Raw genomic sequence first — 15,729 nt, forward strand, 5'->3', positions numbered from 1 at the left:
GTCTTGCCTGGGGAGGGAAGAGGATGATCAGAACAATCGGCGTGGCGACGATCCTGGCGACGGCGGCGATCGCATCGCCATCGGCGGCCGAAAGCTGGGCTGCGTTTTCACGCAGCGACGCCACCGTCTATCTGGTGGATATCGATGCGCTGACGCCGGTGGACGGCGTGGCGACGACGCGGATGGCGCGGGTGCCTGCGCGCGGCGAGGCGACCAATCTCAGCCATGAGACCGAAGAGGTCATGGTGCGGTGTTCGGATGGGCAGTCGCGCTCGGGCGCGACGGTGACCTATGGCGCGGATGGCGCGGAAAGCGATCGCTATTCCGAGGACACGCCGTGGGGAGCGACGCCGGCCGGCGGCATCTATGGCGCAATCAAATCCTTCGCCTGCGAGGACATGCGTCCCCAGACGGCGGCCTTCCCGACCATCCAGGCCTTCATCGCGGGCGGACGCGGCCAGTAGGCCGCGCCCCTTTCGCCGTCAGACGTCGACGGCGGCGTCCAGGGCGTTGTCCTGGATGAACTCGCGGCGCGGTTCGACCACGTCGCCCATCAGCTTGGCGAACAGATCGTTGGCGTCTTCCTCGTGCTCGACCGAGACCTGCAGCAGGGTGCGGGCGTTGACGTCCAGCGTCGTCTCCCACAGCTGCTCGGGGTTCATCTCGCCCAGGCCCTTGTAGCGCTGGATCGACAGACCCTTCTTGCCGGCGTCCAGTACGGCCGTCAGCAGGTCGAGCGGCCCGCGAATGGTCGTGGACTTGTCCTTGCGGCGGTAGGTGGCCGGGGCGCTGAAGACGCCGTCGAAGGCGCTGGCGCGTTCGGCCAGGCGACGGGCGTCCAGCGAACGGATCAGGGTCTCCTCCAGCACGATCGTTTCCTGCACCGCGCGACGGGTGCGGCTGAAGACCACGGCGCCCTGTTCGCCCGGCGCGCCCGCCCACTCCCCATCGCCCTCTTCGGCATAGAGGTTCAGGCGCACGGCGGCGGCGGACGAGGCGGCCGCCATGTCGGCGTTGTCGGCGAATAGGCCCGCGAGCGCCGCCTGTTCGATGGCGAAGGCAGGCGCGCGTTGGCTGAGGCGATCGACGCCAGCGCTGAAGGCCTTGGCCTCGCGCACCAGCGATTGCAGGTCCAGCCCCAGGCGACGCTCGCCCGTGGACAGGTCCAGCTCCGCCTCTGACGCGCCTTCCTCGATCAGATAGGCGTCCATCTCGGCCTGATCCTTCAGGTAGCGCGACTGCTTGCCCTTGGAGACCTTATAGAGGGGCGGCTGAGCGATATAGACGTGGCCGCGCGTGATCAGCTCGGGCATCTGACGATAGAAGAAGGTCAGCAGCAGGGTGCGGATGTGGGCGCCGTCGACGTCGGCGTCCGCCATCAGAATGATCTTGTGATAGCGCAGCTTGTCGGCGTTGAAGTCGTCGCGGCCGATGCCGGTGCCGAGCGCCAGGATCAGCGTGCCGATCAGATCCGACGACAGCATCCGGTCAAAGCGCGCGCGCTCGACGTTCAAAATCTTGCCGCGCAGGGGCAGGACGGCCTGGTTTTCGCGGTTGCGCGCCTGTTTGGCCGAGCCGCCGGCGGAATCGCCCTCGACGATGAACAGTTCGGACTTGGCGGGGTCGCGCTCCTGGCAGTCGGCCAGCTTGCCCGGCAGGCTCGAGATTTCCAGCGCCGACTTGCGCCGCGTCAGGTCGCGGGCCTTGCGGGCGGCCTCACGCGCCGAGGCGGCCTCGATGATCTTGGCCACGATCTGCTTGGCCTCGACCGGATGTTCCTCGAACCAGGTCGACAGGCCTTCCGAGCACAGGCTTTCGACGGCCGGACGCACTTCGGAAGAGACCAGCTTGTCCTTGGTCTGGGAGCTGAACTTGGGATCCGGCACCTTGACCGACAGGACGCAGGTCAGGCCCTCGCGCGCGTCCTCGCCGGTGACGGAGACCTTCTCCTTCTTGCCGGCGCCCGAGCTCTCGATATAGCCGCCCATGACGCGGGTCAGGCTGGCGCGGAAGGCCGACAGGTGGGTGCCTCCATCCCGCTGAGGGATGTTGTTGGTGAAGCACAGCATGGTCTCGTGGTAGCTGTCGTTCCACCACAGGGCGAGATCGAGTTCGATCCCTTCCTTCTTGCCGCGAATGACGATGACGTCCTTCAGGATCGGCGTCTTGGACTTGTCGAGGTGGCGCACGAAGGCCTCGACCCCGCCCTCGTAGTGCAGGATCATCTCGATCGGCTCGGCGTGGCGCTGGTCGGCCAGCTTGATGACCACGCCCGAGTTCAGGAAGGCCAGTTCGCGTAGACGGTGTTCCAGCGTCTTCAGATCGAAGTCGATGTGGCTGAAGGTCGTGGCGGACGGGAAGAAGGTGACCTCGGTGCCGCTCAGCGGCTTGCCGGTGTCCTCACGGATCGGCGCGACGCCCGTGACTTCCAGCGACTTGACCGTGTCGCCGCGCTCGAAGCGCATCTCGTGCTGCTTGCCGTCGCGATAGATCTTGAGCTGCAGCCAGTCGGACAGGGCGTTGACCACCGACACGCCCACGCCGTGCAGACCGCCGGACACCTTGTAGGAGTTCTGGTCGAACTTACCGCCCGCGTGCAGCTGGGTCATGATGACCTCGGCGGCGGATACGCCTTCCTCGGCGTGAATATCGGTGGGAATGCCGCGCCCGTTGTCGGTCACGGTGACCGAGCCGTCGCTGTTCAGGATGACCTGGACCAGGTCGGCGTGGCCGGCCAGGGCCTCGTCGATGGCGTTGTCGACCACCTCATAGACCATGTGGTGCAGGCCCGAGCCGTCGTCGGTGTCGCCGATATACATGCCGGGGCGCTTGCGCACGGCGTCCAGGCCTTTGAGAACCTTGATGGAATCGGCGCCGTATTCGGGCAGGTCGGCAATCGGATCGGTCATGAAGTCATTGGCTCTGAAGTCCCGACCGGGACGGGGATGGAACGCCGGACCCGGCGCTCGAATCGACGGCGGGATCGCACCGCGCCGAAGCCCGCAACATATAGGAAATTCCGGCGAAAAAGCGAGGAATTCCGCGATTGGAGCCTAGTCGGTTTCCAGCGCGCCGCCGGCCACGCGGACGAACTGGGCGCGGCCTTCCAGACCGGCGAACAGGTCGCGTTCGGTGCCGGTCATGAAGGCCTGAAGATCCAGCGCCGTGATCTCGTCGAACAGGGCGGTGCGGCGCGCCTCGTCGAGGTGGGCGGGGGCTTCGTCCAGCAGCAGGATCGGGCGCGCAGCATGATCGGAAAGCCGCGCGATCTGGGCCAAGATCAGGTTCAGGACCAGGGCTTTCTGCTCGCCCGAAGAGCCCTCGGCCGCAGGGCGCTGTTTCTCGCGGTGAAGCGCGGTCAGATCGGTGCGGTGCGGCCCGAACAGGGAGCGGCCGGCGGCGCCGTCTCGGGCGCGCGCCTTGGCCAGGCCGTCGCGGATGGCGGCGGCGATCTCGTCTTCCTCGGCGCCCGCTTCGGCCATCTGTTCGGCGGCGCCGTCCAGACCCAGGTCGGCCTGGGGGAAGGGACGATCGCTGCGGGCGTCGATGGCGGCCTGAAGCGCGTGCAGGGCGGCGACGCGGGCGAGGGCGGCGCGGGCGCCGGCCTCGCCCAACCGAACCTCCAGGGCGTCCAGCCAGACGGGGTCGGCCTCACGCCCGTCCTGGGCGTCGTTCAATAGGCGCAGCCGCTCTCGCAGCGCCTTTTCATAGGCGGAGACGCTGGCGGCGTGATCGGGGTCGGCGGCGAAGACCAGCCGGTCGAAGAACTTCAGCCGCTCGGCGCGCGCGTCCGAAAACAGACGGTCCTGTTCCGGCGTGGCCCAGACGGGACGCAGGTAGTCGAGCAATCGCCCCGGCTGGGCCGTCTCGCCGTCGATCCGCACGATGCGCCGCGCGGCGCCCGCCGCCTGGACCCCGGTGCCCAGCCGCGTCTCGTCGTCCAGTTCGACCATGACGGCCCAGGCGCGCCCGGTCGCCTCGCCCGGCTCGCGCCGGCCCATCTCGGCGGCGGTGGCGCCCCGCAGCCCCTTGCCCGGGGTCAACAGGCTGATCGCCTCCAGCAGATTGGTCTTTCCCGCCCCGTTCGGCCCGTGCAACACCACAGGCCCGGAGGTCATCTCCAGCCGCGCCCCTGCATAGGATCGGAAGTCGGTGAGGGTGAGGGAGGTGATCACAAGTGGCGAGTGGCGAGTGGCGCGTGGCGAGTCAATGCGAACCCAATCTTGCTCGCCACTCGTCACTAATCACTCGCTACTGACTAGACCCGCAGCGGCATCAGCACATACTGAACGCCCGGATCGCCCGGATCGAGCACCAGGGTGGGGGAGGCCGGGTCGGCGAAGCGGAAGGCGGCGTTTTCGCCGGTGATCTGGCCGGCGACGTCCAGCAGGTAGCGGGCGTTGAAGCCGATCTCGAACGGTTCGTCGGAATAGCCGATCTCGACCTCTTCCTCGGCCTGGCCGGCTTCCATGTTGCGCACGGTCAGCTTCACGCGGTCGTTGTCGAACGCCAGTTTCACCGAACGGCTCTTCTCGGCCGAGATGGTGGCGACGCGGTCGACGGCCTTGGCGAACAGGGCGTTGTCGATGTCGGCCTGTTTGTCGTTGCCGCGCGGGATGACGCGCAGATAGTCGGGGAAGGCGCCGTCGATGACCTTGGACGTCAGGGACGCCTCGCCCATCTGGAAGCGGATTTTCTGGGCCGAGACGGTGACCTCTACGGGTGCGCCGGCGTCGTCCAGCAGGCGACGGACCTGGTCCACCGTCTTGCGCGGCACGATGACGCCAGGGCCGCCGGCCGCACCCTCGGGCGCGGGGGTCTCGGCCAGGGCCAGGCGGTGGCCGTCGGTCGCGACGGCGCGCAACAGGGGAATGCCCTGTTCGGCGACCGTGTGAAGATAGAGGCCGTTCAGATAGTAGCGGGTTTCCTCGGTCGAGACCGCGAACCGGGTCTTGTCGATCAGGCGGGCCAGATCCTCCTTGGGCAGGACATAGGAGGCGCCGGCGCTGTCGGTGGACATGACGGGGAAGTCGCCCGCCGGCAGGACCGGCAGGTTGAAGCGCGACCGGCCGGCCGAGACGACGAGGCGAGGATCGTCGCCGGAGTAGAGCAGCGAAACCTCGGCGCCTTCCGGCAGCTTGCGCACGATTTCGTACAGGGTGTGGGCGGGAGCCGTGATCTGACCCTCGACCTGAACCTGGGCCTCGGCCTCGTCGACCATCTCCATGTCCAGATCGGTGGCGGCGAAGGCCAGCCGGTCGCGGCCCGCGCTCAGCAGGACGTTGGACAGGATCGGAATGGTGTTTCGACGTTCGACGACGCTCTGCACGTGGCCCAGGGCCTTCAGGAGCGCGGATCGTTCGATGGTCAGCTGCATGTCGTCTCGCCCGGCGCGGCCGACTCGCAAGGCGGCTGCGGTTAAGTGACCTGGGACACTAGCGGATTGGGCGCGTGCTGCAAGGAAGTGGCGAGTGGTTAGTGGCGAGTGGCGAGTGGATATTGGGGGCAACTCGGTAGGAGGAGACAGTTTCTCCTCGCTTGTCACTCGCCACGCGTCACTCGCCGCTCGAAATCAGCCCCGCAGCTTGCGCGTCAGGGCCTCGACATCGCGGGCGATCTGATCGTCCTGCGGCATCAGCTCCTCGATCTTGCGCACGCCGTGCAGGACCGTGGTGTGATCGCGCCCGCCGAAACGACGGCCGATGTCGGGGTAGGAGCGGGTCGTGTGCTGCTTGCACAGATACATGGCGATCTGGCGCGGGCGGGCGACCGAACGGGTGCGGCGCTCGCTGAGCAGGTCGGCCTGTTTCATGTTGAAGTGGTCGGCGACCGTCTTCTGAATCTCGTCCACGGTGATGCGACGCTCGGGGCCGCCGCGCATGGCCATGCCCAGCAGGGTCGAGGCTTCGTCCACCGACACCGACGACAGGCGCGCGCCCGCGGCGGCGGCCAGGGTGTTCACGGCGCCCTCGAGCTCTCGCATCGAGCCGGGGGTGCGGTCCACCAGCTGGGCCAGGACCTCCGGGTTGGCTTCGCCCTGGACGACGCCCAGGGCTGACAGGGCCTTCAGACGGTTCTGGGCCACGGCGATCTTCAGCTCGCGGTCGCCCGCCTCGACCGGGCAGGTCAAACCGGCGGCAAGGTGGCTGCGCAGGCGCGGCTCGACCTCGGTCAGGGCCATGGGCGCACGGTCGGCCGAGAAGACGATGCGTTTGCCGTCCTCGATCAGGGCGGTCAGGGTCGAGAGCAGCTCTTCCTGGGTCGAGGTCTTGCCGCCCACGAACTGGACGTCGTCCAGCAGCAGCATGTCGGCCGAGCGCAGGCTTTCCTTGAAGGCGGCGGTCGAGCGGTCCTGCATCGCCTTGACGAAGGTCGACAGGAAACGTTCGGCGGTCAGATAGACGACCTTGGCCTCTGGCCGCAGACGCTGAGCCTCCCAGGCGATCGCGTTCAGCAGGTGGGTCTTGCCGTAACCGTAGGGGCCGCAGAAGAAGACGGGATTGAAGTGACCGTCGGCCCAGCTGGCGACCTGTTTGGCGATGGCCAGGGCGAAGGCGTTGCCCTGACCCTCGACGAAGCTGTCGAACGTCAGGCGATCCTGCAGACCGGCGGCGCGAACGGCGCGGGCGCCGTCGGCGCTGATTGGGGCGGCGGACGCCATCTGCGGCGTGGCGGCGAAGGCGGCCAGACGCGGGGCGGCGTCCACCACATTGCCTGGCATCACGGCCGAGGCCGGCGGGGCCGAACCCACTTCGGCGCGGCAGCGCACCTCAAGGCGGCGCGACAGGCCGTCCAGGCCCAGCCACAGCTCGTTCATGCGACGCAGGGCGTTCTTGCGCACCCAGTCGCGAGCATAGGCGGTCGGGGTGACCAGGATCAGATGGCCGGCGTTGTCCAGGCGGACCGCCGACGGGGCGATATAGGACGAGAAGGGACCATCGCCGATTTCAGCGCGCAGGCGCACGGACGCCTCGCTCCAGATGCGGTCCGGATCCGTCAGTCCCGACGTCTTCGTTCCGCCTGCCATCGCCGCTGCGCCCCCAACCATCTTTGCCCGCCCACCTTGAGAAGAACCATTCCGACCTTCCGCGCTTCAGGGCGATGGTTCAGGGACGACTTCTCCTGCGCCGAAAAGCAGTGCTTTTCGGACGGGGTCTAACCTCTGAACAGACATCTCCCGCCGACGCGAAACATAGGCCTCGCGCCGTCTTCATCCGTGCTGGGATGGAAGTGCGTTAGAGGTCAAAACTTACGCCGCGAGCCGGGTGGGTCAACGCTGATTCGTTGGTCGATTCGCAGTTAAATTGTTTGACTCCGTGAAACCCTGACACCGCTTGGAATTTCGGCCGGATCATGGCTCGACGATCGGTGTTTTCAGATTTGACAGTTAGCGACACAACGCAAAACGGCGAAGGAGCTTGCGCGCCTTCGCCGTTGATATTGCTTTATAATCCCACAACGAAACAGCGACAGCTGCTCCGTCCGCTGTTGGATTAATTTTGGCTCAGGCGGCCGACAGCTTCTTCAGCTGGGCGGCCAGGCGCGAAACCTTGCGCGAGCCGGTGTTCTTGTGAACGACGCCCTTGGAGACGGCGCGCATCAGCTCGGACTGGGCCTCGATGAAGGCGGTCTTGGCGACGGCGGCGTCGCCGCCGGCCAGAGCTTCCTGGAACTTGCGCAGATAGGTGCGGACGCGCGAGCGGCGCGCCTTGTTCACTTCGGTACGCGCTTCGATCTTGCGGATCGCCTTGCGGGCGCCGGGGTTGTTGGCCATGTCAAACCTTCGAACGGAAAACGCCGCGGAGCACACGTCCACGGCGCGGAAATCTCAAGAGGGCGGGCCTATAGCCGAAAGCCCGGAGGCGGTCAACGCGGAGTCTTCATCGCTGGACTCCAAGGTTGGGCCAGGACGCCGGTTTGAGCGCGCCTTGCGCGCTATCATCCAAACGCAACCCAACAGGCTTTAACGCGCTTTAGCGGACTTTCCGTCGCAGGTTTTTGCGTTGTGTCGAAAGAGTGCAACGCTTTCACTTTGTTCATGAATTGTGTCGTTTTACGGCCATGTTTGTCCCGTCCTGACAAGGGCTGAAATCATCTCCCGGATCGTCGTTCCATGACCCAGACCGCGCTTCTCCTGCTTGCGCTGGCCCCCGCCGCCGGTGTCGTCCAGCCTGTTCAGGCCCAAACCAATGCGGCCCAGCCGCTAGAAGCCCAGGCGCAGGTCCAGCAGGAGGAGCCGACGGTCGTTCTGCCGGACGTAGAGGTGACGGCGGCGCGGCGCGGGGTGGCCCTGGGCGGGCAGGAACCGATCGTCTCTTACGACACCGCCCAGATCCAGGCGTTCGGCGCGACCAACATCGGCGAACTGATCACCCTGCTGGAGGCCCAAACCCGCAGCGCGCGCGGCGGGTCTCCGGTCTTCCTGGTCAATGGACGCCGCATCTCGGGCTTCCGCGAAATCCGCGGCATTCCGCCCGAGGCCATCGAACGGTTCGACGTTCTGCCTGAAGAGACCGCGTTGTCCTATGGCTACAGCGCCAATCAGCGGGTGGTGAACATCGTGCTGAAGGCGGACTTCAAGTCCCTGACCGCCTCGGTCAACGTCAGCCGACCTGAGCAGGGTGGTCGCACGACCACCGCCAGCGAGAACAATATCCTGCGCATCGCCGGCTCGGACCGCTGGTCGGTCGATATCAACGGCACGACCTCCAACACCCTGTTCGAGACCGAGCGCGACATCGACCGCAGCACGACAGCCGGCGGCGACAGCGAACTGGCCAACGCCTATCGCACCCTGCTGCCCAAGACGGACGAACTGTCGGTGTCGGGCACCTACAAGCACGACCTGAACGACAAGGTCGGCATGACGCTGAGCGGCAGCGTGGAGGACTCCAACAGCTTCAGCTATCAGGGCCTGCCCAATGTTCAGCTGACCGTGCCGGGGACCAATCCGTTCTCGCCGACCGGCCAGGACGCGACCCTGTTCAGCTATCTGGACCTGCCCGGCGCCCTGACGCGCAAGACCGATACGCGCACCGCCGAACTGGGCACGGTGTTCGACGGCTATGTCGGTGACTGGCGCTGGACGGCGACGGGGGAATACAGCCGCGTCGAGACCGACACCACGACGGGGCGAGGCGTGAACGCGACGGCGTTGCGGGCTTTGATCGCAGGCGATCTGACGGTCAATCCTTTCGGCGACCTGACCGACCGGGCCATCGTCAATCCGCGCGACACCGCCAACTCTGTGGCCCAGACGGCGACGGCGGAACTGGTGTTGAACGGGCGTCCCTATGAACTGCCGGCCGGCGACATCACCTCGACCTTCAAGGTCGGGGCCGGTTATCAGTCGCTGGATTCCGAGAGCCTGCGGTTCTCCGAGAGCCTGGGTTCAAGTGTCGCCGTGGATCGGTCGCAGTCGCGCAACTCGGGCAGCGTCCAGGCCAACTTCGATCTGCCGATCTCCAACGTCGAGCGCGGCGTCCTGCCCAAGATCGGCGATCTGTCGGCCAATCTGAACTTGGCCTATCAGGAGCTGTCCGACTTCGGCGGCGTGTCCTCGGTCGGGGCCGGGCTGAACTGGTCGCCGGTCGAGCGGCTGTCCTTCTCGGCCAACTATTCCGACGAGGGCAAGGCTCCAACGGTCCAGCAGTTGAACGACCCGACGGTATCGACGCCGAATACGCCGGTCTTCGACTTCCGCACCGGCCAGACCGTCGAGATCAACCGGATCACCGGCGGCGATCCCAATCTGCAGGCCGAGGATCGGCGCATCCTGAAGCTGGGCATGAACTGGCAGCCGGTGTCGGACAAGGATTTCCGCCTGAACCTGGCCTACACTCGCACCGAGGCGGACAATGAAATCTCCAGCTTCCCGGCCATCACGCCCGACCTTGAGGCAGCCCTGCCGGATCGGTTCGTTCGCGATGCGGACGGCAATCTGGTGTCCATCGATGCCCGTCCGCTGAACTTCTTCAAGCGCGAGCAGCAGGACGTACAGTGGGGCTTCAACTTCTCGCGCCCGTTCGGCAAGCCGAACCCGGCGGCGGCGGGCGGTCGTGGTCCGGGCGGACGCGGCGGTCCTGGCGGCGGCCCGGGCGGCGGCGGAATGATGATGATGGGCGGACCGGGCGGACCGGGCGGCCCCGGCGGCGGACGGATGCGCGGCGGACGGGGATCCGGAATGCAGCCCGGCCAAGGCATCTTCAACCTGTCGCTGACCCACACCTGGCGCGTCCAGGACGAGGTCACCATTCGCGACGGTCTGGCGTCGCTGGATCTGCTGGACGGCGATTCCATCTCCGGCTCGGGCGGTCAGTCGCGCCATGAGGTCCAGCTTCAGACCGGCCTATCCAGAAACGGCGTGGGCGCCTTCGTCAACGCCAACTGGCGCTCGGGCACGACGGTCAATGGCGACGCGCTGGGGTCGCCCGATCTGGACTTCTCGGGCCGGACAACCGTCAATCTGTTCGCCTTCGCCGACCTGACCCAACGCACCTCATGGGTCGAGCGCTTCCCGTTCCTGAAGGGCACGCGGATCGGCTTCGGCGTTCAGAACATCTTTGACGACCGCGTCTCGGTGACCAGCAGCGACGGTCAGACGCCGGTCAACTATCAGCGCGACTATCTGGACCCGCAGGGGCGCGTCTTCCGCATCAACCTGCGCAAGATCCTCTTCTAGAGGCTCAGGGCCAGACGGTCGCCAGGGCGATCATCACGACGGCGGCGGCGAGCGCCAGTGGAAAGAAAAGACGGTCGGACATCGATCCGACCGTTACCCCGACCTGCGCGGCGCGACAAGCGATGGCGCGGCTCGCGAGCCTTGACCGACTTCGGAGGGCGTCCTACCCCGAGAGGCCCTATTTCGAAGGACCGACCGAATGCCGCGCCTGATCCTGCTCCGCCACGGCCAGAGCCAGTGGAACCTCGAGAACCGCTTCACCGGCTGGGTCGACGTCGATCTGACGGCGGAAGGCGAGGTCCAGGCGCGTCGCGGCGGCGAACTGATCGCCGAGGCCGGGTTCAAGCCGGCGGTGATGTTCACCTCGGTCCTGACGCGCGCCCAGCGCACGGGCGCCCTGGCGTTGCAGTCGGCGGGCCTGACCGATGTGCCGGTGATCGAGGACTGGCGGCTGAACGAGCGCCACTACGGCGGTCTGACGGGCCTGAACAAGGCCGAGACGGCCCAGAAACACGGCGAAGACCAGGTCAAGATCTGGCGCCGCAGCTATGATGTGCCGCCGCCCCCGCTGGCGCCCGGCGGCGAGTTCGATTTCAATGCCGACCCCCGCTACGCCGGCAAGGCCATTCCCGACACCGAAAGCCTGAAGACCACGCTGGACCGGGTGAAGCCCTATTGGGACGCCGAGATCGCGCCGCGCCTGAAGGCGGGCGAGGATGTGTTGATCGCCGCCCACGGCAACTCCCTGCGCGCCATCGTCAAACTGCTGTTCGGCGTGCCGGACGATCAGATCGTCGGCGTCGAAATCCCCACGGGCAATCCGCTGGAGATCGATCTGGACGCGGATCTGAAGCCCACCGCCGCCCGCTACCTCGACGCCGCTCGCGCCGAGACATTGCCGACCGCATCATGAGCTGGAGCGAAGCCGACCAGGCCTTCATGGCCCAGGCGATCGCCCTGGCGACCGGCCGGATGGGCGAGACCTGGCCTAATCCGGCGGTCGGTTGCGTCATCGTCAAGGACGGCCGGGTCATCGCCCAGGCCGCCACCGCGCCGGGCGGTCGTCCCCATGCCGAGGAGCAGGCCGTGCCCGCCGCCGGCGCGGATGTCGTCGGCTCGACCGTCTATGTCACGCTGGAACCCTGCGGCGCGCGGTCGTCGGGCCGCAAGTCCTGCGCCCACTTCCTGACCGAGGCGGGCGTGGCGCGGGTCGTGATCGCCTGTATGGACCCGTCGCCGTTTGCGGCCGGGTGCGGCACCGAGCGCCTGCGCGCGCAAGGGCTGACGGTCGAGACCGGCCTGATGTGCGAAGAGGGCGCGGCCCTGTGCGAAGGCTTCCTGCACCGGCTGGAAACCGGCCGCCCGATGGTGCGCATCAGCGAGGATGGCTCGGGCTTCGACGGCCGGTTCGTCGCCTCGCCCAAGGCCGATCTGGTCACCGAGCTGAAGCGGCTGGGCGAAGCCGGTTACACGCGGCTGTGGACCGGGCCGGGCGAGTTGGCCGAGGCCCTTCAGGCCCAGGGGCTGCTGACCGTCTGAGGCGGCTTCGCCGTTCAAAGGTTTCTTAAGTCAGGGCGCGTAATGTGTCCTGATGGCCCTCGCCGCTGAACCCCTCGTGAGAAAGCGCCTGACGCAGGCGGAGCTGGACGTCATCTGCGCCCGGCACGACCGGCTGTTCCAGGCCCGACCCGGCGGCGCCCGCGCCGTCTTCGCCTGGATGGACCTGTCGGGCCTCAGCCTGAAGGGCCGCAATCTGGCCGATGCCGATTTCGCCGCCGCCTGTCTGGAAGGCTGCGACCTGACCGGGGCCAAGCTGGACAACGCCAACTTCTTCGGCGCGGACATGCAGGATGCGATCCTGGCTGAGGCCAGCCTGCGCCGCTCTGATCTGCGCGGCGCCTGTCTGCGCGGAGCGGACCTGTCGGGCGCCGATCTGTTCGAGGCCGACCTGCGTGAGGGCACCATCGCGGCCGCCGACGCCAGACTGGGCTTCAAGGTCATCGAACCGCGCCACCGCGACGAGACCGAGGCCAGCGGCGCCTGCCTGGCCGGCGCCAATCTTCAACGCTCCAAGATGGCCGGCGTCATCGCTGTGAAGGCCGACTTCTCCGGCGCGGTGATGAAGGACTGCAAACTGGTGCGGGCCAATCTGAAGCAGGCGGATTTCCGCGGGGCCGACCTGGCCGGCGCCGATCTGTCAGGGGCGGACCTGTCGGGCGCCGATTTGCGCGACGCCATCCTTGTGGGCTGCAAGACAACCATGTGGCGCGCCGACGGCGCCGACATGCAGGGTGCCCTAACCGACAACAGGTCGTCCTGCGAGTCCGTGGAAAAAATGCCCGCCGCCGAGATGCTGCGCGAACATGCGCGCTGGTGCGAGACCGGCGGCGCGGAAGGACAGCCGTCGGTCTTCAACGGCGTCGACCTGCGTCCGCTGAAATCGATCACGGGCCTGAACCTGACCGCCCTGTCGGCCAAGGGCGCGGTCTTTTATGGCCTGGATATGGAAGGGGTGCAGTTGCAGGGCGCCCAGCTCGACAACGCCGACCTGCGCTCCGCCAAGCTGCGGCGCGCCGACCTGCGCGGGGCGCGCCTGCGAGGCGCGCGACTGAACGGAGCGGACATGCGCGAGGCGCAACTGGGGCCGCTTCTGATCGCCGCCGACCGGCTGATGCCCGCCGATCTGACGGGCGCCGTGCTCCGCGGCGCTGACCTGTCGGGCGCCGACCTGAAGCGCGCCGTCCTGGCCGGCGCCGATCTGGGCCGGGCGACGCTGCACGGCGCCCAGACCCGTCAGGCCGACCTGACCGACGCCAATCTGGCGGGCGTGCGCGGCCTGACCGTCGATCAGGCCGCTTGAAGCCTTAGGCCAACGCCTTGAGCTGATCGACCAGATCGGTCCTTTCCCAGCTGAAACCGCCGTCTGCGTCCGGCTCGCGGCCGAAGTGGCCATAGGCGGTCGTGCGCGCGTAGATCGGCTTGTTCAGGCCCAGATGCTGGCGGATCGCACGCGGCGTGGCGCCGCCGATCAGGTCCAGAATCTTGTCTTCCAACACCGCTTCGGAGATTTTGCCGGTGCCGTGCAGATCGACGTGGATCGACTGGGGCTTGGCCACGCCGATGGCGTAGGAGATCTGAATGGTGCAGCGGTCGGCCAGGCCGGCGGCGACCACGTTCTTGGCCAGATAGCGGCAGGCGTAGGCGGCTGAACGGTCCACCTTGGTCGGATCCTTGCCCGAGAAGGCGCCGCCGCCGTGGGGCGCCGCGCCGCCGTAGGTGTCGACGATGATCTTGCGGCCGGTCAGGCCGGCGTCGCCGTCCGGTCCGCCGATCTCGAAGATGCCGGTCGGGTTGATGTGCCAGACGGTGTTCTCGTCGGTGAAGCCTTCCGGCAGCACTTCGAGGATATAGGGTTTGACGATCTCGGCGACCTGTTCGGAGCTCAGCCCCTTGGCGTGCTGGGTCGACAGGACGATCGAGGTGGCGCGGACCGGCTTGCCGTCCTCGTATTCGATCGTGACCTGGCTCTTGGCGTCGGGCTCAAGCTGCGAGCCGCCGGCGTGACGAACCTCGGCCAGGCGCTTCAGGATGTTGTGGCTGTACTGCAGGGTCGCCGGCATCAGCTCGGGCGTCTCGTTCGACGCATAGCCGAACATGATGCCCTGATCGCCCGCGCCCTCGTCCTTCTCATTGGTCGAGTCGACGCCGACGGCGATGTCGGCTGACTGGGCGTGCAGGAAGCAGGAGTAGTCCGCCGTCTCCCAATGGAAGCCGTCCTGTTCATAGCCGATGTCCTTGACCGCAGCGCGGACCAGCGGCTCCAGGCTGTCGATGATGCTCTGGGTGAAGGCTTCGTTCTGTTCTTTGGTGTTGCCCGGCTGGGTGGCGCGGACCTCGCCGGCCAGCACGATGCGCTGGGTCGTCACCAGGGTCTCGCACGCCACGCGCGCCTCGGGATCCTTGGCCAGGAAGGCGTCCACGACGGTGTCCGAGATGCGGTCCGCGACCTTGTCGGGGTGGCCTTCGGAAACGCTTTCCGAGGTGAAGAGGAAGGAAGAACGAGCGGCCAAGAGAGGCTCCTGTCAGTGTCAGACCGACAGGCATATAAAGATATGCTTATATGTTCAAGTGATCTGACGCGGCGCGCAGCCTGCAGAAACTGCTTCGCGGCGTAAGCATATCGGCTGACTCCCCCTCATTTTAGGGTAAACAGGCCCAAGGGGGTCCCCATGCCAGACGGCCTGACGACGAGAGAGAGCGAATGCGTCCGCCTGGCCGGCCAAGGTCTGGAGGACAAGGAAATCGCTGCGCGCCTGCGCATCTCGCCGCGCACGGTCGGCAATCATCTGCACCGCGCCTACGCCAAACTGGGCGTTTCGGACCGCAAACTGGCGGCCCGGCGACTGAGTATTGGCTACTCAGAGGCGTCGATACTCATTCCCAGCGACCGCTCACCTCCGCTCAATGATCCCACGTCGGCCGAACAGTCGGGCGATGCGGTTTCCGACCCAACGACATCCTGGCTTCTGCCTGCGCCTCCTCGTGGGGCTCTGGCGAGGGTGGGGATCATCGTCGCCGGGGCCGCCATCGCCCTTCTGTTCGCCATCGGGATCGTGACGGCGGGCATGGTGGTTCCATCCCTTTTCGACCGGCTTGCTCCCGCTGAAATGCGCTGACCAAACGGCTTAACGGGAGATGGGCCAATGAAGAACATGCACGTCGGCGTCCGCGTGGCGCGGCAGGTCAGAACCGCCGAACACGTCGTCGATCAGGCGATGATCGAGGTCAGCCGCTTGGTTCAGACCGCGTTGGAAGGTCGGGTCGAGGCGCGCCTGGCGGCGGAAGTCGGACAGAAGGCGCTGGCCAATATGGTGCGCGGCCTAAGCCAACTGGCCGAGGTTCGTGGCGCCGTCATCGCCAGTCACTCCGAACTGGCCCAGGTCGCCGACGACCATCAGGTCGGCTGGCATATGGACGGCGCGCACGAAGACAAGACAGTCAAACCCACTGGGTTCGCCCCGGTTCTCGCCGTCGCCGCTTGATCGCGG

General features: G+C 66.9%; 13 protein-coding genes. 7 read left to right on the forward strand and 6 right to left on the reverse strand.

Features of this window, described 5'->3' with window-relative positions; translation table 11 throughout:
- Nucleotides 1-23: 23 nt before the first annotated feature.
- Complete coding sequence (locus VH88_RS12410) at nt 24-464, forward strand: hypothetical protein (protein ID WP_045811534.1); 441 nt, start codon at nt 24-26, stop codon at nt 462-464.
- Nucleotides 465-482: 18 nt separating this feature from the next.
- On the opposite strand, the gene gyrB is transcribed toward VH88_RS12410, so the two are convergent.
- The 5 genes from gyrB to rpsT all read right to left on the reverse strand — a co-directional run bounded on the left by gyrB (nt 483) and on the right by rpsT (nt 7,774).
- Nucleotides 483-2,909 (reverse strand): DNA topoisomerase (ATP-hydrolyzing) subunit B, encoded by a 2,427-nt coding sequence (gene gyrB, locus VH88_RS12415; protein WP_045811535.1) that lies wholly within the window; start codon nt 2,907-2,909, stop codon nt 483-485.
- Between the two features lie 144 nt (nt 2,910-3,053).
- The gene (gene recF / locus VH88_RS12420; RefSeq protein ID WP_045811536.1) at nt 3,054-4,175 is read right to left on the reverse strand and encodes a DNA replication/repair protein RecF; all 1,122 of its coding nucleotides are present in this window, start codon (nt 4,173-4,175) and stop codon (nt 3,054-3,056) included.
- A gap of 83 nt (nt 4,176-4,258) precedes the next feature.
- The gene (dnaN, locus tag VH88_RS12425) at nt 4,259-5,377 is read right to left on the reverse strand and encodes a DNA polymerase III subunit beta (RefSeq protein WP_045811537.1); all 1,119 of its coding nucleotides are present in this window, start codon (nt 5,375-5,377) and stop codon (nt 4,259-4,261) included.
- A gap of 195 nt (nt 5,378-5,572) precedes the next feature.
- On the reverse strand, nt 5,573-7,048 hold the full coding sequence (gene dnaA / locus VH88_RS12430) for a chromosomal replication initiator protein DnaA (RefSeq protein WP_369796287.1): 1,476 nt from the start codon (nt 7,046-7,048) through the stop codon (nt 5,573-5,575).
- Between the two features lie 456 nt (nt 7,049-7,504).
- Nucleotides 7,505-7,774, reverse strand: a complete 270-nt coding sequence (gene rpsT, locus VH88_RS12435) for a 30S ribosomal protein S20 (RefSeq protein WP_017505938.1) — start codon at nt 7,772-7,774, stop codon at nt 7,505-7,507.
- A gap of 339 nt (nt 7,775-8,113) precedes the next feature.
- On the opposite strand from rpsT, the gene VH88_RS12440 reads away from it, so the two are divergent.
- The 4 genes from VH88_RS12440 (at nt 8,114) to VH88_RS12455 (ending at nt 13,541) form a co-directional block, all read left to right on the forward strand.
- Entirely contained in the window at nt 8,114-10,681 is a 2,568-nt protein-coding gene (locus VH88_RS12440; protein ID WP_045811539.1) for a TonB-dependent siderophore receptor, read from the forward strand.
- A 199-nt stretch (nt 10,682-10,880) separates the two neighbouring features.
- On the forward strand, nt 10,881-11,594 hold the full coding sequence (gene gpmA, locus VH88_RS12445) for a 2,3-diphosphoglycerate-dependent phosphoglycerate mutase (protein WP_045811540.1): 714 nt from the start codon (nt 10,881-10,883) through the stop codon (nt 11,592-11,594).
- On the forward strand, nt 11,591-12,220 hold the full coding sequence (locus tag VH88_RS12450) for a bifunctional diaminohydroxyphosphoribosylaminopyrimidine deaminase/5-amino-6-(5-phosphoribosylamino)uracil reductase RibD (protein ID WP_045811541.1): 630 nt from the start codon (nt 11,591-11,593) through the stop codon (nt 12,218-12,220). The genes gpmA and VH88_RS12450 overlap by 4 nt, the downstream gene beginning before the upstream one ends.
- Nucleotides 12,221-12,272: 52 nt before the next feature.
- Nucleotides 12,273-13,541: a pentapeptide repeat-containing protein gene (locus tag VH88_RS12455; RefSeq protein WP_156146823.1), complete on the forward strand. Its 1,269-nt coding sequence runs from the start codon at nt 12,273-12,275 to the stop codon at nt 13,539-13,541.
- A 4-nt stretch (nt 13,542-13,545) separates the two neighbouring features.
- Here the strand turns inward: VH88_RS12455 and metK are convergent, their stop codons facing one another.
- The gene (gene metK / locus VH88_RS12460; RefSeq protein ID WP_045811543.1) at nt 13,546-14,751 is read right to left on the reverse strand and encodes a methionine adenosyltransferase; all 1,206 of its coding nucleotides are present in this window, start codon (nt 14,749-14,751) and stop codon (nt 13,546-13,548) included.
- Between the two features lie 159 nt (nt 14,752-14,910).
- On the opposite strand from metK, the gene VH88_RS12465 reads away from it, so the two are divergent.
- Together VH88_RS12465 and VH88_RS12470 are read left to right on the forward strand one after the other, a co-directional pair.
- On the forward strand, nt 14,911-15,357 hold the full coding sequence (locus VH88_RS12465) for a helix-turn-helix transcriptional regulator (RefSeq protein ID WP_045811544.1): 447 nt from the start codon (nt 14,911-14,913) through the stop codon (nt 15,355-15,357).
- A gap of 27 nt (nt 15,358-15,384) precedes the next feature.
- Nucleotides 15,385-15,723, forward strand: a complete 339-nt coding sequence (locus VH88_RS12470) for a hypothetical protein (RefSeq protein ID WP_185224444.1) — start codon at nt 15,385-15,387, stop codon at nt 15,721-15,723.
- Nucleotides 15,724-15,729: the final 6 nt, after the last annotated feature.

Origin of the sequence: Brevundimonas sp. KM4 (assembly GCF_000964075.1) — a bacterium.
GTDB classification, from domain to species: domain Bacteria; phylum Pseudomonadota; class Alphaproteobacteria; order Caulobacterales; family Caulobacteraceae; genus Brevundimonas; species Brevundimonas huaxiensis.